At 41.8% G+C, this 25,395-nt stretch carries 20 protein-coding genes, 1 tRNA gene and 1 pseudogene; 3 read left to right on the top strand and 19 right to left on the bottom strand.

Features of this window, described 5'->3' with window-relative positions; all coding sequences use genetic code 11:
- Window positions 1-86: 86 nt before the first annotated feature.
- Window positions 87-163, top strand: a tRNA-Ile gene (locus FCN25_RS04690).
- Window positions 164-454: 291 nt separating this feature from the next.
- Here FCN25_RS04690 and FCN25_RS04695 read toward each other — a convergent pair.
- From FCN25_RS04695 to FCN25_RS04765, 14 genes are all read right to left on the bottom strand, one after another.
- A complete protein-coding gene (locus tag FCN25_RS04695) occupies window positions 455-673 on the bottom strand; it encodes a diguanylate cyclase (RefSeq protein ID WP_217495330.1) in 219 nt (72 codons plus the stop codon).
- A 182-nt stretch (window positions 674-855) separates the two neighbouring features.
- Window positions 856-1,578: a DUF599 domain-containing protein gene (locus tag FCN25_RS04700; protein WP_137222441.1), complete on the bottom strand. Its 723-nt coding sequence runs from the start codon at window positions 1,576-1,578 to the stop codon at window positions 856-858.
- A 99-nt stretch (window positions 1,579-1,677) separates the two neighbouring features.
- Entirely contained in the window at window positions 1,678-2,337 is a 660-nt protein-coding gene (locus FCN25_RS04705; protein ID WP_137222443.1) for an RluA family pseudouridine synthase, read from the bottom strand.
- A gap of 260 nt (window positions 2,338-2,597) precedes the next feature.
- Entirely contained in the window at window positions 2,598-3,872 is a 1,275-nt protein-coding gene (gabT, locus tag FCN25_RS04710; RefSeq protein ID WP_137222445.1) for a 4-aminobutyrate--2-oxoglutarate transaminase, read from the bottom strand.
- Window positions 3,873-3,883: 11 nt separating this feature from the next.
- A complete protein-coding gene (gene gabD, locus FCN25_RS04715) occupies window positions 3,884-5,332 on the bottom strand; it encodes an NADP-dependent succinate-semialdehyde dehydrogenase (protein ID WP_137222447.1) in 1,449 nt (482 codons plus the stop codon).
- 82 nt (window positions 5,333-5,414) lie between these two features.
- Complete coding sequence (locus FCN25_RS04720) at window positions 5,415-6,701, bottom strand: FAD-binding oxidoreductase (protein WP_137222449.1); 1,287 nt, start codon at window positions 6,699-6,701, stop codon at window positions 5,415-5,417.
- A gap of 185 nt (window positions 6,702-6,886) precedes the next feature.
- Complete coding sequence (locus FCN25_RS04725; protein ID WP_137222451.1) at window positions 6,887-7,702, bottom strand: ABC transporter permease subunit; 816 nt, start codon at window positions 7,700-7,702, stop codon at window positions 6,887-6,889.
- Window positions 7,699-8,598 (bottom strand): ABC transporter permease subunit, encoded by a 900-nt coding sequence (locus FCN25_RS04730; RefSeq protein WP_137222453.1) that lies wholly within the window; start codon window positions 8,596-8,598, stop codon window positions 7,699-7,701. The genes FCN25_RS04725 and FCN25_RS04730 overlap by 4 nt, the downstream gene beginning before the upstream one ends.
- Window positions 8,595-9,731: a polyamine ABC transporter ATP-binding protein gene (gene potA / locus FCN25_RS04735; RefSeq protein ID WP_137222455.1), complete on the bottom strand. Its 1,137-nt coding sequence runs from the start codon at window positions 9,729-9,731 to the stop codon at window positions 8,595-8,597. The genes FCN25_RS04730 and potA overlap by 4 nt, the downstream gene beginning before the upstream one ends.
- 160 nt (window positions 9,732-9,891) lie before the next feature.
- Window positions 9,892-10,992, bottom strand: a complete 1,101-nt coding sequence (locus FCN25_RS04745) for a polyamine ABC transporter substrate-binding protein (RefSeq protein WP_137222459.1) — start codon at window positions 10,990-10,992, stop codon at window positions 9,892-9,894.
- Window positions 10,993-11,249: 257 nt separating this feature from the next.
- Entirely contained in the window at window positions 11,250-12,650 is a 1,401-nt protein-coding gene (locus tag FCN25_RS04750; RefSeq protein ID WP_137222461.1) for an aspartate aminotransferase family protein, read from the bottom strand.
- 93 nt (window positions 12,651-12,743) lie between these two features.
- Complete coding sequence (locus tag FCN25_RS04755; protein WP_137222463.1) at window positions 12,744-14,099, bottom strand: glutamine synthetase family protein; 1,356 nt, start codon at window positions 14,097-14,099, stop codon at window positions 12,744-12,746.
- 2 nt (window positions 14,100-14,101) lie between these two features.
- Window positions 14,102-14,866: a gamma-glutamyl-gamma-aminobutyrate hydrolase family protein gene (locus FCN25_RS04760; protein WP_137222465.1), complete on the bottom strand. Its 765-nt coding sequence runs from the start codon at window positions 14,864-14,866 to the stop codon at window positions 14,102-14,104.
- A gap of 446 nt (window positions 14,867-15,312) precedes the next feature.
- Window positions 15,313-15,861 carry a cupin domain-containing protein gene (locus FCN25_RS04765; RefSeq protein WP_137222467.1) on the bottom strand — a complete coding sequence of 183 codons (549 nt, stop codon included), beginning with the start codon at window positions 15,859-15,861 and terminating at the stop codon, window positions 15,313-15,315.
- A 232-nt stretch (window positions 15,862-16,093) separates the two neighbouring features.
- Here FCN25_RS04765 and FCN25_RS04770 point away from each other — a divergent pair, with 232 nt between their 5' ends.
- Window positions 16,094-17,401: an FAD-binding oxidoreductase gene (locus tag FCN25_RS04770; protein ID WP_137222469.1), complete on the top strand. Its 1,308-nt coding sequence runs from the start codon at window positions 16,094-16,096 to the stop codon at window positions 17,399-17,401.
- A gap of 563 nt (window positions 17,402-17,964) precedes the next feature.
- On the opposite strand, the gene FCN25_RS04775 is transcribed toward FCN25_RS04770, so the two are convergent.
- The 5 genes from FCN25_RS04775 to FCN25_RS04795 form a co-directional block, all read right to left on the bottom strand.
- Window positions 17,965-19,254, bottom strand: coding sequence for a hypothetical protein (locus FCN25_RS04775; RefSeq protein ID WP_137222471.1), 1,290 nt, complete (start codon window positions 19,252-19,254; stop codon window positions 17,965-17,967).
- Window positions 19,255-19,324: 70 nt separating this feature from the next.
- Window positions 19,325-20,083, bottom strand: a complete 759-nt coding sequence (locus tag FCN25_RS04780; protein ID WP_175405824.1) for a potassium channel family protein — start codon at window positions 20,081-20,083, stop codon at window positions 19,325-19,327.
- A 630-nt stretch (window positions 20,084-20,713) separates the two neighbouring features.
- Window positions 20,714-21,547 (bottom strand): sulfurtransferase, encoded by an 834-nt coding sequence (locus tag FCN25_RS04785; protein WP_137222475.1) that lies wholly within the window; start codon window positions 21,545-21,547, stop codon window positions 20,714-20,716.
- Window positions 21,548-21,589: 42 nt separating this feature from the next.
- Window positions 21,590-21,994, bottom strand: a complete 405-nt coding sequence (locus FCN25_RS04790; RefSeq protein ID WP_137222478.1) for a VanZ family protein — start codon at window positions 21,992-21,994, stop codon at window positions 21,590-21,592.
- Between the two features lie 241 nt (window positions 21,995-22,235).
- A complete protein-coding gene (locus tag FCN25_RS04795) occupies window positions 22,236-23,732 on the bottom strand; it encodes an aldehyde dehydrogenase (RefSeq protein ID WP_137222480.1) in 1,497 nt (498 codons plus the stop codon).
- A gap of 311 nt (window positions 23,733-24,043) precedes the next feature.
- Here FCN25_RS04795 and FCN25_RS04800 point away from each other — a divergent pair.
- A pseudogene (locus FCN25_RS04800) lies at window positions 24,044-25,395 on the top strand (aspartate aminotransferase family protein).

The following is a 25,395-nucleotide window of genomic DNA, read 5'->3' on the forward strand; positions in this document are numbered from 1 at the left end:
TAAATAGTAGCTAAAACACGGGTGACAACTGCCAACAAACTTCGTATACTTCCATCCGCTTTCGATAGTGACGACTACCTTAAGTCGGCCCCTTAGCTCAGCTGGTTAGAGCATACGACTCATAATCGTCAGGTCCACAGTTCAAGTCTGTGAGGGGCCACCAATTTAGATAAGCCGTAGTAGGTTAATACCTACTACGGCTTTTTCGTATCTAGTGAAATGGGTATTGTCGTGGGGCCTTGTAAGGTAATAGCAGTGAATGTTGATTGTTAGCCTTTAGATATTTTCTAAGCCTATATACCAAAATAAATAATGATGTGCTGCCTTCACGCTTTCTTAGAGGTGTGTTCAACTTAAATGATTCGCTTATAACCAGCCATTCAACTTAAGTTAAAACCAAGGTTATTGATTTAAACCTTGCTCTTGTATTTTTCTTAGCTTTCTCGCGAATTATTTAATCCACTACAATACAGTTTCTGCCTGAACCTTTGGCGGTATACAAGGCACGATCCGCTCTTTGGAACCACTCTTTGAAAGATTCATCTGCGCCAAGAGTTGCCATCCCAGCACTAAAAGTTAATCGGTCTACAGGAACGAAGTTCATCAAGGATATTTTATTGCGTATTTGATCGATATTCTTAAAAACGGTATCAGAAGTGGCTTCAGGTATCAAAATGACAAATTCTTCTCCTCCCTTGCGACAAACGAGATTTTATACGCAAATTTAAGACAATTCTTGAGCAAATAACACAATCAAAATGCCAGGTGTTTTTTAATCTCGTCATGATGTTGAGTAGGTTAAAATAACTACCTACAGTAGACACAAACAATACCGTATCAAGAAACAGCCATCACTTAATCACGACGGATATATGAGGGATTATTTTCTAAATAGGCTTGTGCAGCCGTAATAGCCACTACTGCCTTAGAATTAAATTCACGCTGATACAGGGTGTACACGACAAATAAGCTGGAAAAAATAAGCATTCCCGGATGCATAAACCAACACAATGCAGCCATAGAGTAATAGTATGAGCGGAGGCCATAATTATAAGAATGTGCAGCTTGGTCTTGCACCACAGCGACTTGCCTTGCGTAGCCTAAAGCAGTTTCATCGGTTCCAGTTTTGTCTAACGGCACCGCACCAATCATAATATTCACAAAACCATATTGACGCATAGACCAAGTAAATTGGAAAAAAGCCAGCACAAAAATACTCGCCAAAAGAGCGAGTTTAACCTGTATCAAGGCATGATTAGGCGATGCAGTATAAGGAATAGAACCTATAACGGTTTCAAGTTTTTCAACTTGAGAGAAAAGTGTTAACACCCCGGCAAGTACCAGCAATGTACTTGAGGCAAAAAAAGCAATATTACGTTCTAAATTGCCCAATAAAGCCGCATCTCCAACACGGACTTCTTTAGTTATAACTTGAGACATCCAATGAATACGTTGTTGATGCATTACGCGGGCGATGCAATTGGTATTTTTGGCTTTACGACGTGCAAAACTGGTATATCCTATCCAACTGCCTAAAAATATGCTTAAAGCTAGAGCATCCAACCAAGAAATCAACATACGGATGAACCTATAAAAAATTAATAGAGGATTGATTATGCATCAGTTTTCATCATACTCAAATCAGTTTGTCACTTTAATAGTCAAATATTTAACAAGTTAAAACGGACTTGAACACACAAAATCAATTCGTTGTTCTGTTAAAGGATGAGTAAATGATAAAACAGTAGCATGTAGCATTAGTCTATCTGACATCTGCTGCGAATTTTCATTACGGTATAAATCACAACCTAATATTGGATGACCAATTTGCTGGCTATGTAACCGTAACTGGTGAGTTCTACCTGTAATAGGGGTAAAACACACTCGAGTACATAGTCTTTGTGGGTGACGGCTAATCACTTGATATTGACTTAATGCAGGTTTGCCAGTGCTGTGGCAAATTTTCATTAGTGGAAAATGCTCACTATCTTTAGCTATCGGCAACTCAATATCACCGAGGTCGTTAATTAAGTCACCATGCAACACAGCAGTATATTTTTTGCTAACAGTGCGCTGCTGAAACTGTTTCGTTAATAGTCCATTAACCACTTTGTTTAACGCCACAAGCATGATGCCAGAGGTACCAAAATCCAATCGGTGTACTAACGTAGCTGTGGGAAAGTCTTGTACTAAACGATAGTGTACCGAGTCCTTGTTTAATGGATTTTTCCCCGAAAGGCTCAATAATCCTGTCGGCTTATTGATCAACAATAAATGTTCGTCTTGATATAACACTTCAATAACCCCGTCACAGGGTGGCGCAATAAATTCAGTCATAATATTTTGTTATTCAATGTAAGCCACGATCATAATGGTAAAGATGGCACTTTAGCCACCTTTGAATGGTGTAAATACTATTTTTAGAAACTTAAGTACTAAAACGTCCAAGCTGTAAATGCTGCTGACGAACTAATTCAGCTAAGCGGTATTATAAATCGCAACGCTAAGGGAAAGCGAATAGTCGAGATAAGAATTAATGCTAAAAAAAAATCCCACTAACAGCGGGATTTTATTAACTCACATCAAAAATAGACTAACTATTTAAACACCGTTTGAAATGTAGCATCCATTATCGCAAGACCAGCATCAATTTGTTCATCTGGTGCCGTTAAAGGTACCAACACGCGAATGACGTTACCGTATGTGCCACAAGACAATAAAATGAGACCACGGTTACGAGCTTCGGCTAAAATTTTACCGCTGTATTGTGGAGCAGGTTCACCATCTTCCATCAATTCAATGGCAATCATCGCACCTAAGCCACGAACATCTGCAATTTGTGAATACTTAGCCTGCATATTGGTTAATGCCGACTTAAGCCGATTACCTACATCATTAGCTCTAGCCAATAATTGCTCTTCTTCAAACACTTCAATCACTGCTAATGCCGCAGCACAGGCAATAGGACTACCACCATAAGTGCCGCCTAAGCCTCCTGCGGTTACTGCATCCATAATTTCCGCTTTACCCGTAATACCTGACAGCGGAAAACCACCTGCAATAGACTTAGCAAAAGTGGTAATATCTGCCGAAACCCCCATTTGCTCCATGGCAAAAAAGGTTCCTGTGCGGCCTGCACCGCTTTGCACTTCATCGGCAATTAATACTATGCCGTGATTGTCACATAACTCACGTAAGCGCTTCATAAATGATGGTGTCACAGCGTAAAAACCACCCTCACCTTGCACTGGTTCTAAAATAATAGCGGCAATGTCAGCAGGCTCAGCATCATTTTTAAAGATACGTTCAATCGACGCCATGGCGTCATCTTCAGATACACCATGCATTTCACAGGGGAATTCGGCACGAAAAACATTGGCAGACATTAAGCCCATGCCTTTACTGTAAGGCGCAACTTTACCCGTTAACGCTAGCGCAGCAATCGTTCTGCCATGATAGCCTGCAGTAAATGCAATAACGCCTGCACGTTTAGTGTAAGCACGGGCCACTTTTACCGCGTTTTCTACGGCTTCAGAGCCACTGGTAAATAAAGCCGTTTTTTTAGCAAAATCACCCGGTACCAAATAGTTAAGTTTTTCGCACACTTCGATGTAACTTTCATAACCCAATACCATAAAACAAGTATGTGAAAATGCATCCAACTGTGAAGCAACAGCCGCTTTGACTTTAGGGTGTAAATGACCCGTATTGAGAACCGCAATACCACCCGCAAAATCTATATATTCACGGCCTTCAACATCCCATACTGTGGCATTTTCAGCACGTTCAGTAAAAATAGGGTGAATTTGTCCTACACCTTGAGCCACTGCCGCTTGGCGACGCGCCATTAATCCATCATTTGTTTTAGTCATAGCCCGCCCTCTTAAACTGACATGCAGATATATTTCATTTCTAGGTATTCGTCGATACCAAACTTAGAACCTTCGCGGCCTAACCCAGACGATTTAATGCCACCAAAAGGAGCCACTTCAGTCGAGATTAATCCAGTGTTAACACCCACCATTCCGTACTCGAGCGCTTCAGCCACTTTATAGACCAGTGAAATATCACGACCATAAAAGTAAGCAGCTAAGCCAAATTCAGTATCGTTAGCTTGTTTGATAACGTCATCTACCGAGTCGAATTTAAACAATGGTGCTAATGGGCCAAATGTCTCTTCTCTTGCCACCAACATCGACTTATCAACGTCACGTAAAATAGTCGGTTCGAAGAAAAAGCCACCTAAGCTATGAATATTACCGCCAGTGACGATACTTGCACCTTTAGCAACAGCATCAGCTAAATGACGTTGTACTTTAGCCACTGCGTCGGCATTAATTAATGGCCCAGTAGTAACACCATCATCAACACCATTACCTACACTGAGTTTAGCAACCGCAGCTGCGAACTTTTGCGTGAACTGCTCATACACGCCAGATTGCACATAAATACGGTTGGCGCATACACAGGTTTGGCCGGCATTTCGATATTTAGCAATCATCGCGCCATCAACTGCGGCATCAATATCTGCATCATTAAAGACAATAAACGGCGCATTACCACCTAGCTCAAGTGACAGTTTTTTGAGTGTTGGAGCACATTGCTCCATCAACTTAATCCCTACCGCAGTTGATCCGGTAAATGATAACTTACGCACAATAGGGCTTGCGCATAGGGTATTACCAATCGCTATCGCGTCACCGGTAATCACACTAAATACCCCAGCAGGAATGCCCGCACGATGTGCAAGCTCAGCGAGTGCTAATGCGGTAAACGGAGTTTGCGGCGCAGGTTTAACCACCATAGTACAGCCTGCGGCAAGTGCAGGACCTGCTTTACGGGTGATCATTGCTGCCGGGAAATTCCACGGTGTTATCGCCGCGGTTACGCCAACAGGTTGTTTAATCACTGTCAGTCTTTTATCGGCTTGATGTCCCGGAATCGTTTCACCATAAATACGTTTCGCTTCTTCAGCAAACCACTCGATAAACGAAGCGGCATAAGTGACTTCACCCCTTGATTCCGCTAACGGTTTACCTTGTTCTGTCGTCATCATCAACGCTAGGTCTTCAGCATTTTCATGCATTAACTCAAACCAACGGCGCAATTTCTGGCTACGTTCTTTTGCGGTAAGTGCTCGCCATGCTGGTAAAGCATTATTAGCGGCTGTGATGGCAGCGTCGGTTTCTGCTTCACCCATAACAGGCACATGCCCAATGAGTTCTAGGGTGGCAGGATTAGATATGGCAACGGTTTCACCGCTGTTTGCACTCAACCACAGGCCATCGATATAACATTGTTCATGCAATAAGCTTGGATCATGTAAAATCACAATAAGCTCCTAGTAATTCGAAAATAATTATCTTAATAATCAGTTAACAATAAATAGGTGATCACTCGGCAATCACTCAATATTAAATCCCGAACTTATCACGCAAGGTATAATACCAAGCACCAATGGCGCTAAACGGTACACGCATTGCGTGACCACCAGGGAATGGATAATGTGGTAATGCAGCAAAGGCATCAAAACGTGTGGCTTGACCATTGAGCATTTCGGCAATTAATTTGCCCGCTAAATGAGTATAGGTAACTCCGTGCCCACTGCAGCCTTGCGAATAATAAATATTGTGTCCAATACGGCCCACTTGTGGCAGACGGGACAAGGTCATTAAAAAGTTACCTGTCCAAGCATAATCAACTTTTATCCCTTTTAACTGTGGGAATGTCTTTAATAACTTAGGCATAATCAAGGCTTCAACGTTGGCCGGATCACGCGCACCATAAACTACCCCGCCACCAAAAATAAGGCGTTTATCGCCAGATAGACGGTAGTAATCCAGCAGATAATTACAATCTTCAATGCAATAGTCTTGCGGCAATAAACTCGCAGCAATTTCATCTGACAGTGGTTCTGTTGTGATAACTTGCGTACCACAAGGCATTGATTTAGCTTGTAACTCAGGCAATAACTTACCCAAATAAGCATTACCAGCCACCACCACAAATTTACATTTAACTTTCCCTTGCGCTGTGTGAACTACTGGTGATGCACCATCATCCACTTTAATCACCGCTGAATCTTCAAATATCAGACCACCTAACGATTCCACTGCACGGGCTTCACCTAATGCAAGGTTTAGGGGATGAATATGGCCGCCGCTTTTATCAAGTAAACCGCCAACATATAGGTCGGTATTAACCACATTACGTATGCCATCTTGATCAAGCATTTCTAAGTGATTGTTATGACCATGGGCTTCCCATAACTTTTTCTGCGACGCTAGATGGCCCATTTGTTTGGCATTAAGTGCTGCAAAAACACCACCATCTTTTAAATCACAATCGATATTATATTTGGCAATACGATCACGAATTATCTGCCCACCTTCAAAGGCCATTTGCCCAAATAACTTGCCTTGCTCTTTGCCAACGACCTTTTCAATACTGTCGATATCACGACTGAATGAGTTAACAATTTGCCCGCCGTTACGACCCGATGCGCCCCAACCAATTCGGGCCGCTTCTAAGATAACCACTTTCATGCCGCTCTCTAATAAATGCAGCGCTGATGATAGCCCGGTATATCCCGCACCAATGATACAAACATCGGTTTCTATTGAAGATTCTAAGCGAGGGCGTTCGACTTTATCATTGGCCGACGCAGCATAATATGAACTAGCGTGAGGTGTGGCGGACATAGCGCTTCCTTTATAGTTTCAAAACAAAATACAACTGACTCATCGTACACTTAAGCAAATTTAAACACTAGCATTTAAAGTGCAATTTTTTACACTTTGTACAATATATTTAACACTAAAATCTCCGTTATTGAAAAAAAAGCCACACTTAACAGCATGGCTTTTGGCGATCATAGTGCTGTTTGTTACTCCATTGCCTCTTTGGCTTTTCGTTCTGAACGACGCGCCAAATACCATGACAAGAACGCTAGCAAAGACACACTTAAGATAATAATAGTCGCCAGCGCATTAATTTTAGGTGATACCCCTAAACGAACCGACGAGAACACCACCATAGGCAAGGTTGTTGCGCCAGGTCCGGAAGCAAAGCTGGCAATAACTAAATCATCTAAAGACAAACTAAATGACAAAAACCAACCAGCAATTAACGCTGGAGAAATCATCGGTACAGTGATTAAGAAGAATGTTTTTAGTCGCGTTGCACCCAAGTCCATAGCCGCTTCTTCAATTGATAAGTCCAATTCACGTAACCTTGACGACACCACCACCGCTACATAAGCAGCACAGAAAGTTGAGTGTGCAATCCACACCGTTAACATGCCGCGTTCTGCTGGCCAGCCAAAGATCTCTGACATTTCGACAAATAACAATAACAATGACAAACCGGTGATAACCTCAGGCATAACCAAAGGTGCGGTGATCATGTTAGACAAGGTTAGCTTGGCCCAAGAGCGGCGAAAACGCGTCATCACAAACGCAGCCATTGTGCCGATAATCACTGCCATTGAAGCACTGTAGAATGCAATACGTAAACTGGTCCATACCGCACCTAATATTTGATCGTCTTGTAATAGTTCACCGTACCATTTTGGCGAAAACCCGCCCCAGACTGTGACTAATTTAGATTCGTTAAACGAATAGATGATCAAAATAAACATCGGCACATACAAAAACAGTAAACCAAACCACAACATCACTTTAGAGAAACTTAGCTTCTTCATACATCGTTCTCCATACCACGTGATTGATAACGGTGGAATAACGTAATAGGGATAATCAATAATGCCAACATAACAATCGCTAATGATGAAGCCACAGGCCAATCGCGGTTATTAAAGAATTCTTGCCATAACACTTTACCGATCATTAATGTATCTGGTCCGCCCAATAATTCAGGAATAACAAACTCACCAACAGCAGGAATAAAGACCAACATTGAACCCGCAATCACGCCGCCCATTGATAAGGGTAAGGTGATTTTCCAAAACGTATTGAAACTACTTGAACCTAAATCAGATGCAGCCTCAATCAGGCTTAAATCCAATTTAACTAAGGTGGCGTATAGCGGCAGGATCATAAAGGGCAAATAAGCGTAGATAATCCCAATATATACGGCAAAATTAGTATTGAGCATTTGAATGGGTTCAGACGTCAGGCCTAGCCACATTAAGGTGTTATTAATTAGACCGTTGTTACTTAAAATGCCCATCCACGCATAAATACGAATTAAAAATGACGTCCATGATGGCAACATCACCAATAAAAGGAATACCGTTTGTAAACGTGCTGGTGCTCTAGCAATAGCATATGCCATTGGGAAGCCCAGAATTAAGCAACCGATTGTGGATATTAACGCCATTTTTAATGATGATAAATATGCCATGTAATACATTGAATCTTGTAGTAACAGTAAATAGTTACCCATGTTCAATGAAATATTTAGCAATTCATCAATATAGCTAAATGTGGCTTCGTAAGGTGGAATAGCAATAGCCGCAGTAGAAAAGCTCAGCTTTAATACAATGGCAAACGGTAAGGCAAAGAACATCAACAACCACAGGTATGGCACCCCCATGGTGAGATATCGACCTTTAATTATTTTCAGTGGATTCTTCATGAGTGTAATACAACCCCGCTGCTGTCTTCCCAACTGATATACACCTCATCTTCCCATGTTGGATGGTCGGCGCGGCGTTCACGGTTAATCATTGAGCATTGTACAATTTGGTTGTTTTTTAACTTAATGTAATACACAGACAAGCCACCAAGATAAGCAATATCATGCACTACACCATGGGCCCAGTTGTAATCACCTTCTGGCTTCTGGCGAGTAATAATGGTTTTCTCTGGGCGTAAAGCCAAAAATACATTTTTGTTTTCTAGGCTGGTTGAAATACCGTGACCAATATAAAACGGTTGCGATAAGGTCGGAGACTTAATAATGGCGTGGTCAACTTCATCTTCAGTAATCTCGCCTTCGAACAAATTAACCGTACCAATAAATTCTGCCACCAAGCGGCTGGCTGGTGACTCGTAAATATCCATAGGGCTACCGGTTTGAGCAATCCAACCTTCGTGCATAATAGAAATGCGGCCGGCCATGGTCATGGCTTCTTCTTGGTCGTGGGTTACCATCACGCACGTTACACCTACAGCCTCTAAAATATCGACCACTTCTAACTGCATTTGGGTACGCAGCTTTTTATCTAATGCACCCATTGGCTCATCGAGTAATAACAGCTTAGGTCGTTTAGCTAACGAGCGAGCTAATGCGACACGCTGACGTTGTCCACCAGACAATTGTTGTGGTTTACGTTTACCGTATTTTTCCATGTGCACTAGTTTAAGCATTTCTTTTACGCGTGCAGCAATATCAGCCTTAGGCATTTTGTCTTGCTTGAGTCCGAAAGCAATATTTTGCTCAACGGTCATGTGTGGGAATAAAGCATAGGATTGAAACATCATATTAATAGGACGTTCGTACGGTGGCATATCAGTAATGTCGACACCATCAAGAAAAATACGTCCTTCGGTTGGCTTTTCAAAGCCCGCTAATATGCGTAGTAACGTTGACTTACCAGAACCCGAACCACCCAATAGCGCAAATATTTCTCCACTGTTGATGGTTAACGATACATCGTCTACCGCACGCACATCATCGAAAAGTTTGCTTACACGATCTATCTTAAGCAGTACTTTGTCTTGCGTCTTTGTGGTTGGTTTATTGGTGACGCCCGAGGTGTTTACCATAATACTGCTCCGCCTTTTTGGAGTATGCGTACCGCAACAGAACAGCCTGTTTTAAGGCACACGTAACAATCTGTTAAAGTGGCTAAATTAGCCAATAAATACATCAATACTGTTGAATAAACAGGGCGAGTTAACCCGCCCTGAGTCTGAGTGAGTAAGGTTATTGGCCTGACTTCACTTTGGTCCAAGCACGTGTCGCAACACGTTGAATTTTTAATGGACGAATATCACCAATGTACAACTTATCAATTACCGACTGTGGTGGGTAAATGGCTGGATCGTTACGAATGGCTTCATCGACTAACGCTTGCGCAGGTATATTAGGGTTCGCGTAAGCAACATAGTTACTGATAGGAGCAATCACTTCAGGGCGAAGTAAATAATTCATCAGTTTAAGGGCGTTATCAACGTTAGTGGCATCTTTTGGAATCGCTAACATATCAAACCATAAGTTGGCGCCTTCTTTTGGAATAGAATAGCCAATTTTATTGCCATTACCGGCTTCATCAGCACGAGCTGCAGCCTGGAAAACGTCACCAGAGAAACCAAACGCAACACAGATATCACCGTTTGCTAAGTCAGAAATATAACGTGATGAATGGAAGTAAGTAATATACGGACGTACTTTCTCCAATACTTCAGCGGCTTTTTCATAATCAGCAGCATTTTTACTGTTAGGGTCTAGGCCTAAATAAATCAGTGCTTGAGGTAACATATCATCGGCAGAATCAAGCATTGCGAAACCACAAGTTCCAATTTTTTCAGCGTATTTAGGATTAAAAATAAGCTCTAAAGAATCAAAAGGTGCATCTTCGCCTAATACCGCTTTAACTTTGTCGATGTTGTATCCAATGCCGTTTGTGCCCCATAAATAAGGGATAGCATATTGATTATCAGGGTCAGCTTTTTGTAATTGCTTCATTAAATCTGGCTTTAAGTTGGCGTAATTAGTCAACTTAGCGCGATCTAACTTTTGAAAAGCACCGGCTTTAATTTGCTTAGCTAAAAAATGATTTGACGGCACCACAATGTCATAGCCGCTGTGGCCAGAAAGTAATTTAGCTTCGAGCACTTCATTACTATCAAACACGTCATAAATAACATGAATACCGGTTTCTTTTTCAAAGTTGGCGAGAGTATCTTCGGCAATATAATCCGACCAATTGTACATTTTGACCACTTCCTCGGCCTGAATAGCAGCGCTTGACAACACACTCGCTGTAATGAGGGCCAATGTGGATAGTTTGTTTAGTAGCTTCATACTGTCTCCCTTTTTGGATAATGGTCAGAATGGTACTGACTTTCGTTTTTTCGCTAGCTATACCAGCGTGTAAATCTTCTTTCTATTGAAAGAAATTATCCAATGCTACAACTTTACTACGCATCGGTATGATTACAGCAACGGCATACGCTCCCATAATTTTGCAGTTTTTATCAACAACATTTTCGATAATAAGATCGCTTAAATACCATTGATAAAAAATCACTCTATTAAATAAGCATTCGGTAGCTAAATGCTTATTCCAATCCTTTTACGTATTGATAAGTATCATCTAATGCTTGTGTTGCTTTGGTGACTAACTCATCTATCTCACTGTGACTGATGATTAACGGCGGCGAAATAATCATAGTGTCGCCAACTGAACGCATCACTAAACCATGAGCAATACACGCATCACGACAAAAGGTTCCCACGCCAACTTTGGCATCAAAGCGTTGATGCGAAGATTTGTCTTTGACTAACTCAATGGCGGCCACTAAACCAATGCCACGCACTTCACCCACTAATGGATGTTGAGCCAACTCTTGTAAGCGCGACTGTAAATACGGTGAGGTATCATTAGCCACACGTTCAACTAAGTTTTCCTGCTCAATAATACGAATATTTTCTAATGCTGCAGCAGCGGCAACGGGATGACCTGAATAAGTAAAACCATGGGTAAATTCACCACCATCTTGCTTAATCACATCTGCCACTTTGTCTGACACAATAACCCCACCCATTGGCACGTAACCAGAGGTCATGCCTTTAGCGATAGTGATCAAATCAGGCTGTAAATCAAAATATTCTGCCGCAAACCATTTCCCGGTACGACCAAAGCCGCTGATCACTTCGTCAAGAATGAATAAAATATCGTACTTAGCTAAAATACGTTTAATTTCAGGCCAGTAAGTCGATGGAGGAATAATCACCCCACCCGCCCCTTGAAACGGCTCTGCAATAAACGCAGCGACATTATCTTCACCTAACTCAATAATTTTGGCTTCAAGTGCCTGCGCCGTTTTTAATCCAAATTCTTCTGGAGATAAACCGTTACCCTCGGCATACCAATAAGGTTGCGCAATATGCACCACCCCAGGTATAGGTAAATCACCTTGTTCATGCATGCCAGACATTCCGCCTAAACTCGCACCTGCAACGGTAGAACCATGATAAGCATTGTCGCGGCTAATGATGGTTTTCTTGCTTGGTTTGCCTTTTAAATCCCAGTAACGTCGCACCATACGTAAATTGGTGTCATTTGATTCAGAACCAGACCCAGTAAAAAACACATTGTTCATGTGTGCTGGTGCTAACGAAGCAATTTTTTGCGCCAATTCAATAGCGGGTGGATGTGAACATTGGAAGAAACTATTATAAAAAGGCAGTTTCTGCATTTGTTTACTGGCGGCATCAACAATTGACTGACGACCATAACCGACGTTTACACACCACAAACCTGCCATTGCATCTAGCAACTTATGGCCCATGATGTCCCACAAATACACGCCATCAGCACGCTCTATCACCCGAGTACCTTTTTCGGCTAACCCCTTTGAATCGGTAAATGGGTGGATAAAATGCTGCTTGTCTGCGGCTTGCAGACGCTCAAGATGCTGTTGTTGATCCATTGCATCCGTCGGTAATGGGTTTGTCATACATATATCCTTTCAAGCAGATAGCAAACCCTGTGGTATTTGCTATCTGTTATCCACAAAATTAATCATGCGAGCTAAAACGCTCAGTCATCATTACACTGTCAATAATAAGAACTCACGTTCCCACGAACTGACTACACGACGGAAGTTTTCAAGCTCAGCTTGTTTTACCGCCACAAAACCTGTGGTAAACGACTGGCCTAAATACTCAATACAAGCTTCACTTGTTTGCATTGCAGCTAACGCTTCTTCTAAGGTTAACGGTAAACAGTTTTCATTATTAGAACGGCTTTCGTTCGACTTACCCGTTACGGGTGTTGAAGGTTTTAAGTCCTCAACCATTCCGATATAACCACACAATAAACTGGCCGCAATGGCGAGATAGCAGTTAGCGTCAGCACCTGGAATACGGTTTTCAATACGGCGATTTTGTGGTGATGACTCAGGGATACGCAAACCACAGGTACGGTTTTCAACACCCCATTCAAGGTTTACGGGTGCAGATGTACCAGGTAAGAAGCGGCGGAACGAGTTAGCGCTGGGTGCCATTAACGGCAATAACTCAGGAATATAATGTTGTAAACCAGCAATATAGCTGAGGAATAATTTACTTTGAGTACCATCTTCTTTAGTGAAAATGTTTTTGCCAGTTTTAGTATCTAGTACACTTTGGTGAATGTGCATTGCGCTACCAGGCTCGTCGGTAACTGGCTTAGCCATAAATGTGGCACACACATCATGCTTTAATGCTGCTTCTCTTAAGGTACGCTTAAAAATAAATACCTGATCGGCTAATGACAATGCATTACCGTGACTGAAGTTAATCTCCATTTGCGCAGGACCATCTTCATGGATCAAAGTATCAATATCTAGCCCTTGGACTTCACACCATTCATACATATCTTCAAACAACGGATCGTATTCGTTAGCGGCGTCAATAGAGAAAGACTGACGTCCTGCTTCTGGGCGACCAGAGCGACCAATAGGTGGTTTAAGCGGTAAATCATGATCATCTGAACGTTTGGTAAGGTAAAACTCCATTTCTGGCGCAATAACCGGTTCCCAACCTTTATCTTCATAAAGTTTAAGTACTTTCTTCAACACGTTACGAGATGACAATTCAATTGGATTACCCATACGATCATAACAATCGTGGATCACCTGAGCGGTAGCTTCAACAGTCCATGGCAACATGAAAACGGCATTTTCATCTGGCACACACACAAAATCGATATCGGCATCATCAAGAAGTTGATAATAAATCTCTTCATTGATGAAATCACCGGTAACGGTTTGCAATAACACGCTTTCTGGTAAACGCATGCCCTTTTCAGAAACAAACTTATCCACTGGAGCTATTTTGCCACGCGCAATTCCAGTCATATCACTTATGACACATTCAACTTCGGTAATTTTTTTGTCTTTTAAAAAAGCAATTAACTTATCCATTATTATCTCACTTGTGTTGCCGCATATTGTCTACAGGCTTGTCCGAATGCCTCGAAAATTGCAGTATAAAATGCATTTTCGGTTACTTTCCATTCTGGATGCCACTGAACACCTAATGCAAAACTTTTAGCATTTTTCACTGAAAATGCTTCGATTAATCCATCCGGAGCGAATGCTTCTGGCTGTAACCCTTCACCTAGGCGCTCCACGCCTTGAGTATGGACAGAGTTTACCTCTGCAGTGTCACAGCCCCATGCATCGTGAAGAAGACCGCCGGCCACAAGATTAACTTGATGCGATAGACCATATTGCACATCTACTGGTGCATGCTTATCTTCTCTATGTTCAATAAATGTGCCAACTTCATGCAGTTTTTGATACAAACTGCCACCATAGACCACGTTCATTTCTTGAAAACCGCGACAAATGCCTAGCACCGGAACACCGGCCTCAATCGCCGCTTTAATTAACGGTAACGTCATGGCATCGCGTTTAGGATCGTGGTGGGTACCAGCTTCACTTGGCACACCTTGGTAATGATGAGGCTCAACGTTAGATGGAGAGCCTGTAAATAAAATACCATCAAGGCGAGCAAGCAAATCTTTTGTAGGTAATTCAACATCTAAAGAAGGGATAACCAATGGAAATCCTTTGGCACCATTAACCACGCTAAGCAAATATTTTTCGCCCACTATATTAAATGGATGTAGGCCAATTTGCTGATTGCATGCTACGACCCCGATAAGGGGAATACTTGATTGGGACATATCTCACCTTTGGCAAAGATTGTGATGAACTTATTGTTTTACGTGTTCATTTTTTCACACACTACACGCATTTTTTTAGCTAGGCAAGAGGATAACGAATGATAAAATCAACTTTTAGAAAAATAAAAATAAAACACCATTAAAACAAGTTGATAACTATAAATTGACAGGATTGTTAAAAAAATTACCTAAGGGGTTAATTGACTAATACCGAGTGTAAAATGCGCTAAAATGGGGCGGGCAATGCACAAAAAAGGGGAATTTATTGCTTAATATTCTTTACACAAATGAATAATCATATGCTAGGAATGAAATCGACAACGGATAAAAACCAATACATTATCCGCTATTTAATCAGTGGGAATAGCCAAGTTTATTGATTACCTTACACTATTCCCCAGAACAAAAGCATTGGCTGTAAGCAGAACCAATTCAATGATACACCATCAAAAATCAGCGGGGGTGGTTGCACTCATCACCTTACAAGGTTCATCAAATGGGTTACGGAAACGATGAGGCTGTTCACTATTAAAATAATAACTGTCGCCTTCTTCTAAAATAAATTCCTCTTCGCCAACAGTTAGTTCAAGTTTACCCGCAACAATGATACCGCCTTCCTCGCCCTTATGTTGCAGCATTTCAGCACCAGTATCTGCATTAATAGGGTATATTTCACTCATTACCGACATTGCTCTATTTGGGTAGTCACGGCCAATGAGTTTATACACTAACTCGCCAGTACCAATATCCAATAATTCATTGGCACGATAAACCACTTTCTGATCACCGATAGAGCCATCATCAATTGAGAAGAAATCCACTAAAGACATTGGGATCCCAGCTAATACTTTTTTGAGTGAGCTAACAGATGGGCTAACACTGTTTTTCTCAATCATTGAAATTGTACTGTTGGTAACCCCTGCTCGCTTGGCTAACTCGCGTTGAGATAAGCCTTTCAATTTGCGAATAGCTTTTAGGTTTGCACCAATATCCAAATTCGTTCTCCTACTAAATGTTGACTAATAGCTTGCTGTTAAAGTGTTGCAGATTATTAACACTCTAACAAAATCTGTATCAATAGAGCATGATAATTTACTTAAATCAAAGCAATTGTATTTTACACTAAATAAGTGTTAAATAAAATGCACACCCTAGATGAGTTAAATTACATCTAACCATTCATTTATAAGTTGTTATTTCATTTAGAATCAACAACTTGGAGCGTTTATGTCACATAAATCCCCAATTCATAGCCTACACTATCCAGACTCCTTTTATGTGGCGACCGCAAAAGAGCTTTATCAACATCCAAAACTAAGCGAAAACCTGACAGTCGATGTGTGTATTGTTGGTGGTGGATTTAGTGGTATTAATACTGCCATTGAACTCAGACAACGAGGTTACAGTGTGGCATTGCTTGAAGCCAAACGCATTGGCTGGGGAGCCTCTGGCCGAAATGGTGGCGAGCTCATCCGCGGGATCGGCCATGACGCAACCCAGTTCCGTAATGAGATTGGTGAAGAAGGTGTAAAGTCAATTCAACAGATGGGTTTTGAAGCAGTAGATATTGTCACCGACCGGATTGCCCAACATAACATCGATTGCGACTTGCACATGGGCTATTGCGATCTAGCCGTCAAGCCAAGGCACATGGATGACTTAGCACAAGAATACCAAGACCTAAAATCCCAAGGCTATCAAAAACCGATAACCCTATTAGATAAATCACAAATCAGCGAAGTCATTGGCTCAGATTTTTACCAAGGTGCATTAGTCGACATGGGCAGTGGCCATTTACACCCTCTCAATTTAGCCTTAGGCGAAGCCCGAGTTGCACGTGAACTTGGTGCACAATTATTTGAAAACAGCGCGGCAGAAAAGATAATTAAAGGTGATAAACCTAAAGTGATTACCGCAGAAGGTGAAGTGACCTGTGATTATCTGGTAGTGGCAGGCAATGGTTACCTTGGTAATAAATTAAGCCCTTTCCTTGGTGGTAAAGTGCTACCCACTGGAACTTACTTGTTAGCCACAGAGCCGTTAACTGAGCAACAATGCGCCAGTATCATCCCGCAAAATATGGCATTTGCCGATATGCGCGTGGCGTTAGATTACTTCCATTTATCCGCAGACCGTCGTTTATTGTTTGGTGGTTTATGTACTTATTCTGGTAAAGACCCTAAAGACATTGAAGCCGAGTTAAGGCCTAATCTTGAAAAAGTATTCCCACAATTAAAAGGCATCAAAATTGATTATGAATGGGGCGGAATGATGGGCATCGGTGCCAACCGTATGCCACAAATCGGCCGTTTACCTGACGCCGCTAACATCTATTTTGCCCAAGCATATGCTGGTCACGGGGTGAATGCCACTCACATGGCAGCAAGGTTGATTGCAGAAGCGATTAGTCAGCAGTCACAACGTATCGATGTGTTTAATGACATTAAACACATGACCTTCCCAGGTGGACCAATGTTGCGATCGCCACTACTTGCAGCAGGAATGTTTTATCATAGGATGAAGGATTTGCTATAGGTTGATGGATTTGCTGTCGGTTTGCAAAAGGGTCAACCTTTGTTCTTTTTATGGCCTGCGGCCACTAACGCTTAAGATCGCAAGGTTCCACCCTGCACGGGCTAATACATTATGGCCTGCGGCCACCAACGTCGTGGCGCTTCACCCACACCAGACCAAGAGGAAATCAACGGCTATTCCCTCTTGGAACTCCCAGCCGCCACATCAAAATCATCTGAAAATCGATAATTTCGCGACGTGGTCAGATCCAGCTTTTGACTGCATTTCGGTGTTCTTCGGACTTATTCGAAAATGTTAACGCTTCCGATGGTACATCCTGTACCGCGAAAGCTAGCGGGCCATCCATGGCCAGCTCACACTATTTTCTTCAACGGCCTCAAGTCCAGAGTTGAATTTGAATGTTTTCAAGTAAAGAATAACTCGTTTTGGAATGAAGTAATCTACATAAGTAATTGTTTAAATTCATTTTTATAAACTTTACCCTGAACCCTCTATATCTATTAATGTCTCACTCTGCGACAAAATGCAGCGCAACGGAAATTTTGTCCAACAGCAACGCCTTATTATAAGCTGGACGCATATATGATGTCGGTGAAAGAATTTTGAACTATCCTCCAGTGCCCACCGGGTATAGAACGGACAGAAGGATTATTTTCTAAGTCTTGGTATATTGCGCGTACCGAAACTTCTTTAAACTTTTCTTGACCATCAACTTCAAAACGCAGCTCTGCTATTACATGAGTAACGGCTGCAGCTTGGTCATCTATACCCAATACTTTGAACGAAACCGGCACATGCTTACCAAAATCTTGCCGTGCCATACCAGCTTTTTTTCCCTTAGGTGTCTCGGTAAAGTATAAAATGACATCAGCAATAAGGCCAAATCGCTTATTGCACCAATGATCTAAAAAGGCAGCCACTGAATGTTCTGGTGTATTTTCAGGCAGATTGTAAATATCCCCTTCAAATGGAAGATATGGGATATCCTCAGATATTCTTGGTTTCCATTCTTCAATGGATTTTTTCATAAGGTTTGTTTCAGAGATTTGCTTAAATAGCTGCTTCCAGCTCACATCTTCTTTTGGTTTTGGTTCCTTTTTCCCATCATCAAGTGCTCCAGCCCAGTCTCTCGCTGCAAAGAGAGCAGCCCAGCACTTTGCAGCCACTACTTTATTATCAAAAGCTAACTCGCGACCATGAAGAATCCCGTTTCTGTATGGAATGGATATAGCTTCTTCATTCGTTTTATTTCTGCCTTTAGTGAGAATTGAAGCTAATGTTTGAAGGCCTGATTCATGAGCAGCAATGCAATCCCAAGCTGTCAAATCGACATTCTCAGCAAAAAATCCTACATGCTTCGACACATCGTTTACGAGACCATCAAGCAAGCTCAGCAATAACGGTATACACGCATGATATCTTCCAGCTAAGTAATCCTCTCTGGCCAATACCGCGAGCCTTATTCTTTTTCTAAAATCACGACTTCCATTAAATCGTAATATTCCCCATTTTAATGTTTCTTCGTCATACGAATCGGCTAGGAATTTTTCCGCAGCATCCTTTCCCTCAGTGTCATAAATGTTTATTGTTTTCTGCATCATTTCCATGCTCATGGATTCATATGCAATCCAACCTAAATTCGCAAAACGATCATTGAACTGATCAGGTACCTCCAATATTTTTGCTTGTTCTTTAATCTTATTAAATTCATTTAAGGCATCTTCCATTTTAGGGAAGATTTTACGAGCAAACGGAAAAGCCTTGTAAAGGGCCTCCAAGTTCTCAAACGCCGCGAACTGCTTTAATAGTTCTGCACTTGTTGGATTGTCAATGATCTTCTTTGACTTACTCACAATGTTTCCTTGAGCTTATGACACCTCATTAAGAGGCAAAAAATAGCGACGCAGGAGCAAAAGCCAATTGTTATGTGTCCTGCTTAATTTTCTTGATAGGTCGTTTTTTATCGCAAATTATATAAAAAGAATTGATTAGCTCTTCGATCTGTAAAGCGACATCATTTTGTGTCGGTGGTGAAAATGCATCCGGATCTGCACTAGCATATGCTTTATATTGTTGAGTCAAGTTACGAACGTTACTAACCAGTGAAATCCATTGCATACCTATATCACTAGATACATTAGTTGCTATAGGAATTAACCCAACAATAGTGTCGTGCTGCTGATCCACTGTTTGTAGGAATAAAATAATCTGAGCACCATTTAATTTATACTGTCCATTTAAAACACCAAGATAAACATTATCAATAAACTCTCGTAATTGATCATAACTCTCTGCATTAATAGCATGCTTATCCCATGCCATTAACCTAGCATTTTTTAATTGTTCAAGTAACAAACAAACATGCCTTTCTAAAATATTTACGCTATTTTCGGCTAATCGCTGAAACTCTAATTTCGCCCTTAATTCAGCTAAAGAGTTGAGAAATAAACCGACAGTTACCACTCCTAGAATAGTTTGCAATGAAACTATTATTTTACCTAAAGATGAAATAGGTAAAATATCACCATAACCCAGTGTTGTTAAGGTAACCACGCTAAAATACAAAGAGTCTATTATGCTTAGATCTTTTATCAAACAAGGAGATATACAATATAAAATTGCAAATGCAGGTATGTAAGAGAAGTAAATAATGCCATATGTTAAAGGCTTAAAATGTAACAACTGAACTCCATTGAGACCTAACGTTTTAGTATTTATGCGTTGCGCTGTATGCGACGCATAAATCGCTTGTTGGACTTGGCCGATGCCACATCCATATTAATCGGTATGTTTTATGCTATAGGAATTTACTTTTTTGCGGTAGTAGTTTTCGTATAACCTTTAGGCTAATTATCTGTTCTGATTATTCCTTTTAAGGTGGGGTTGATGATGTTTAATCTTTTTCATTGATCGATTATTGCCTTGCGCCTGATATACCTCACTGACAAGGAATGGGGCATAAGCGAGTTAGTTTACTTGATTTGAAAATGGTCAAATTCAACTCTTAACTTGAGGGTGTTGAAGAAAATAGCGTGAGCCTGACAGGACGTCAGGCTAGCTTTCGGTGGCCATGGATGGCCGATCGGAAGCGGTAGCATTTTCGAATAAGACCGAGGCTGTCTACAAGAGAGGTCAAAAGCTGGATCAATCCCCATGGCGACCTTTTCGCTGTTTGAAAATGTTGCGGGGCGGCTGGGAGATCCAAGAGGGAACAGCCGTTGGTTTCCTCTTGGTCTGGTGTGGGTGAAGCGCCACGACGTTAGTGACCGTAGGCCATAAAACAAAAAATACCCACCAATTATTCAATTGCCCCTACTCTATTGGTAAAGCAGCATCTCCGCCCCAAACCGCCCAAGAACCATCATAAAGAATGGTTTCATGATGCCCTGCTACATACGACGCCAAAATCAAAATACAGGCCGTGATCCCAGAACCGCAGCTAAAAACCCGTTGAGCATTATTACTGGTATTTAAAGCCGAAAAAATGCTTTGTAACTCACGTGGTGATTTCATTTTAAAACCACTTAATACCTGAGCAAACGGTAGATTTAACGAGCCGGGAATATGACCACCGCGCATCCCAACACGAGGTTCCGGTGTAGTACCATTAAAACGCCCTGCTGCGCGAGCATCAATAATATCCACTTTTGCATGACCAAGATGGGTTAACACAAACTCAGTATCACACACCTTGTATTGTTGTAAACGACCTTTAATATCACCAGACTCAGTTGTTGTCGCAAATTGACGCACCGTATCTCGCCCTTCTGCTTGCCATTGCGGTAAACCACCGTCGAGAACAAATACCTTATCAAATCCCATCGCTTTAAAGGTCCACCAAGCTCTTGGCGCCGAATAAATACCTTGGTTATCGTAAATCACCACGGTGCTGTTATGATTCACGCCCAATGATTGAGCTGCTGCAGTAAATTGATTTTCCGTGGGCATAGCGTGAGTTTGTGGAGAAAGATGATCGAAAAAAAGCTTATCCATTTGGCACGATAATGCACCAGGAATAACGTAAAGCTCATCATAAACGAGTGGTTCTTTACCCAGCACAATGTCCATGCTGGCATCAAGTAATACAAGGTCTGGATCATCAAGATGCAATGCCAGCCAATCGGTCGTCACTAAAGGAAAATTCATACTCAATCTCTCCAAACTGTTAGGGCAAATAATAATGCTAACTTAACAATGATTATCCAAATACCGCTGAGTTAACCCACTAAAATAACTGAATAAAATAATACCGACTGCATCGGCGGCTAAGTCGAAGATATCTAATGTTCTGGATGGGATGAAACCTTGACTGATTTCTTCTCCCAAGACGAATATCGACACTAACACAGTCCCGTAATAAAGCGGAACACCACCGAGTCGAAAATGACGACTCAACAAGGCTAAATTAGCCATATAGGTTAACAAACCAAATAGCAGCATATGGCCAAGCTTGTCGCCATAAGGGATCTGTTTTATGACATCGAAAAATACACTATGACCGCCGATATTGGCTAAATAAATAACCCATAGAACAAAGCTAAACAACGCAACAGTCACAATAATAGCCAAACGAGAAAAAGTCTTATGAATCATTCTGTTCTCCTTAAATGACATGATGCTGGCGTATAACTACGCGTGTTGATGAAAATGCTGATCAAATGACCAGATGGTTAATACGACTAATATTAGTTTACTGCTAACGTGACGTTTTTAAGCGTTAAATAAACTTAACCTCGCGGGCTAACTGGGGCAGGAGTGACTTAGCTATTATTGAATAAAAAAGCCCTTTATCGCTAAAGGGCTTGTTGTGAAAAATCAATGTAATGAATGACCGTTATAGGGCAATCCAAGTGGCTTTGAGTTCGGTGTACTTGTCAAACGCATGTAATGATTTATCTCGGCCATTACCCGATTGCTTATAGCCGCCAAATGGCGCGGTCATATCGCCGCCATCATAATGGTTTATCCACACCATGCCACAGCGCAGCGCTTTAGCCGTTTTATGTGCTTTGCTTAAGTTTGATGTCCACACACCAGCAGCTAGACCATAAATAGTGTCGTTAGCAATCTCAATCGCTTGTTCCATACCATCAAACTCGATAACGGCTAACACAGGGCCAAAAATCTCTTCGCACGCAATCGTCATGTCATTTTTAACATTACTAAATATAGTCGGTTGCACAAATGCTCCGCCAGTATCAGCCATCACTTGCAATCCGCCTTCAACTAAAGTTGCACCTTGTTCATGACCGGCTTTAATATAGTTCAACACGTTATTAAGTTGCTGCTGATCAACCATAGCTCCGCAAGTCGTTTTAGGGTCAAGTGGATGCCCCGGTTGCCAGCTTTGCATTTCTTCGGCTATCAGTTTGATCAACTCATCTTTTACACCAGCTTCAACCAATAAACGCGAACCTGCAGTACACACTTCGCCTTGGTTAAAAGCAATCGCAACAGCGGCAGCTTCAGCCGCGGCTTTTAAGTCTGGTGCATCGTTAAATACAATATTAGGGCTTTTACCGCCCGCTTCTAGCCACACGCGCTTCATGTTCGACTCGCCTGCATAAATCATTAACTGTTTGGCAATTTTTGTTGAACCAGTAAACACCAAAGTATCAACGTCCATGTGCAACGCCAAGGCTTTACCCACGGTATGACCAAACCCTGGTAATACGTTTAATACCCCAGCCGGAATACCCGCTTCAATGGCTAACTGCGCCATACGAATTGCAGTTAATGGTGATTTTTCTGATGGCTTTAAAATGACACTGTTACCCGTAGCAAGTGATGGTCCAAGCTTCCAACACGCCATAATCATCGGAAAATTCCACGGTACAATGGCTGCTACAACACCAACGGCTTCACGGGTGATCATGCCAATTTCGTTATGGGCAGTAGGAGCAATTTCATCATAAATTTTATCAATGGCTTCACCAGACCAACGGATAGCTCTAGCCGCGCCAACCACATCAACGCCTTTAGAAAATTGAATAGGCTTACCCATATCGAGGGTTTCAAGTAACGCCAGTTCGTCCGCATTTGCTTCAAGCAAGTCGGCGAACTTGATCATGACTTCTTTACGTTTAACTGGCGGTAAGTGAGCCCAAGTACCGGCTTCAAATACTTCGCGAGCATTAGCAACTGCCACATTGGCATCTGCTAAGTCACAGCTAGCCACTTTGGCGAGTACTTGGCCATCGATAGGACTAATACAGTCAAATGTATCGCCCGACAGCGATCCTTGATATTGGCCATTAATAAATGCATTACCATTGATTTGCAGATTTGCTGCCAGTGCTTCCCAATCGCTACGACTTGTTGGAGTACTCATTGTGACCTCGAAATAATAAATGGATTGATAAGCACCAACATTAATAAATAAAGTAGGTGCTAAGACAAATTTGTGCCGTCTAAAATGGATTATCGACACAATAACGTTAATGAATATTGTCACCTGATTATGCTCAACGGCAAGATATTTTCAATATATTTTACAAAATAGCTCCATTTAGTTTAAATAAATGCACAAAACCCTTTTATGTTCATTATTTTTGACATAGCATAGCGAATATTCGTCACTCGTTATTTAACCAGTTTTAGATGAATCCCTAATAATTGTAGCTATCAAAGTAGAGTCAATTTATGAGCGAAAATCAAAAAATCACCGCTGGCGATTCATCGCAAACATGGCCAAATATGGATCATTATTGGATGCCGTTTACTGCCAATAAGCAGTTTAAAACTAATCCTCGGCTGTTAGTGTCGGCCCAAGGAATGTATTACACCGACAATAATGGCAATAAAGTGCTCGATGCCACTGCAGGGTTATGGTGTTGTAATGCTGGCCACGGCAGACAAGAAATATCTGAAGCTGTCAGTAAACAAATTAACCAAATGGACTTTGCCCCATCGTTTCAAATGGGTCATCCGCTAGCCTTTGAGTTGGCCCATAAACTCAGTCAAATTAGCCCTGATGGATTAGACCATGTATTTTTTACCAATTCGGGGTCTGAATCTGTTGAAACCGCGCTAAAAATGGCGCTTTGTTATCATCGCGCTAATGGTCAAGCGACTCGCACTCGATTTATCGGCCGCGAGCTTGGTTATCATGGTGTCGGCTTTGGTGGTATTTCGGTCGGCGGCATTAGCAATAATCGCAGAACCTTTAGCCAACAATTACTCCAAGGCGTTGATCACTTACCTCACACGCTAGACATTGCCAATAATGCCTTTAGTCATGGCTTGCCGCCACACGGATTAGAGAAAGCCGAAATGCTTGAGCAACTCATTACCTTACACGGCGCCGAAAATATTGCCGCTGTAATTGTTGAGCCAATGTCAGGTTCAGCCGGGGTCATTTTACCGCCAGATGGATATCTAAAACGTTTACGCGAGATCACTCAAAAGCACGGAATTTTGTTGATATTCGACGAAGTCATTACCGGCTTTGGCCGCCTAGGTGCTGCATTTGCCAGTGAACGCTGGCAGGTCACACCCGACATGATCACCACCGCCAAAGCGATTAATAATGGTGCTATTCCGATGGGGCAGTGTTTGTCAGTAACACCATTCACGACACCTGCATGGACGGTCCTGAGCAACTGATTGAGTTTTTTCACGGTTATACCTATTCAGGCCATCCCGTTGCAGCTGCCTCGGCATTGGCGACGTTATCGATTTATGAAAACGAAAAGTTATTTGAACGCGCTAAAGGCCTAGAGTCTTATTTTGAACAAGCGGTTCACAGTCTTAAAGGGCTACCCAACGTCATTGATATTCGTAATACCGGTTTAGTCGCAGGTATTCAATTTTCGCCAAGTGACAAAGGTGTCGGAAAACGCGGTTATGACATATTTGATCATTGCTTCAGAAACGGTGCTTTGGTGCGGGCAACGGCCGACATTATTGCCCTGTCACCACCACTGATTGTCGAAAAATCGCAAATTGATGACATGGTGAATCAGCTCGCCGATGCCATTAATGCCGTGGGTTAA

The organism is Shewanella sp. MEBiC00475 (genome assembly GCF_005234075.1).
Taxonomy (GTDB): Bacteria; Pseudomonadota; Gammaproteobacteria; order Enterobacterales; family Shewanellaceae; genus Shewanella; species Shewanella polaris.

Coding starts and splice junctions, on each gene's coding strand:
- FCN25_RS04700 (WP_137222441.1), bottom strand. CDS start 1,578: ATGTTGATTTCTTGGTTGGATGCTCTAGCTTTAAGCATATTTTTAGGC.
- FCN25_RS04705 (WP_137222443.1), bottom strand. CDS start 2,337: ATGACTGAATTTATTGCGCCACCCTGTGACGGGGTTATTGAAGTGTTA.
- gabT (WP_137222445.1), bottom strand. CDS start 3,872: ATGACTAAAACAAATGATGGATTAATGGCGCGTCGCCAAGCGGCAGTG.
- FCN25_RS04720 (WP_137222449.1), bottom strand. CDS start 6,701: ATGTCCGCCACACCTCACGCTAGTTCATATTATGCTGCGTCGGCCAAT.
- FCN25_RS04725 (WP_137222451.1), bottom strand. CDS start 7,702: ATGAAGAAGCTAAGTTTCTCTAAAGTGATGTTGTGGTTTGGTTTACTG.
- FCN25_RS04730 (WP_137222453.1), bottom strand. CDS start 8,598: ATGAAGAATCCACTGAAAATAATTAAAGGTCGATATCTCACCATGGGG.
- potA (WP_137222455.1), bottom strand. CDS start 9,731: ATGGTAAACACCTCGGGCGTCACCAATAAACCAACCACAAAGACGCAA.
- FCN25_RS04745 (WP_137222459.1), bottom strand. CDS start 10,992: ATGAAGCTACTAAACAAACTATCCACATTGGCCCTCATTACAGCGAGT.
- FCN25_RS04750 (WP_137222461.1), bottom strand. CDS start 12,650: ATGACAAACCCATTACCGACGGATGCAATGGATCAACAACAGCATCTT.
- FCN25_RS04755 (WP_137222463.1), bottom strand. CDS start 14,099: ATGGATAAGTTAATTGCTTTTTTAAAAGACAAAAAAATTACCGAAGTT.
- FCN25_RS04760 (WP_137222465.1), bottom strand. CDS start 14,866: ATGTCCCAATCAAGTATTCCCCTTATCGGGGTCGTAGCATGCAATCAG.
- FCN25_RS04770 (WP_137222469.1), top strand. CDS start 16,094: ATGTCACATAAATCCCCAATTCATAGCCTACACTATCCAGACTCCTTT.
- FCN25_RS04785 (WP_137222475.1), bottom strand. CDS start 21,547: ATGAATTTTCCTTTAGTGACGACCGATTGGCTGGCATTGCATCTTGAT.
- FCN25_RS04790 (WP_137222478.1), bottom strand. CDS start 21,994: ATGATTCATAAGACTTTTTCTCGTTTGGCTATTATTGTGACTGTTGCG.
- FCN25_RS04795 (WP_137222480.1), bottom strand. CDS start 23,732: ATGAGTACTCCAACAAGTCGTAGCGATTGGGAAGCACTGGCAGCAAAT.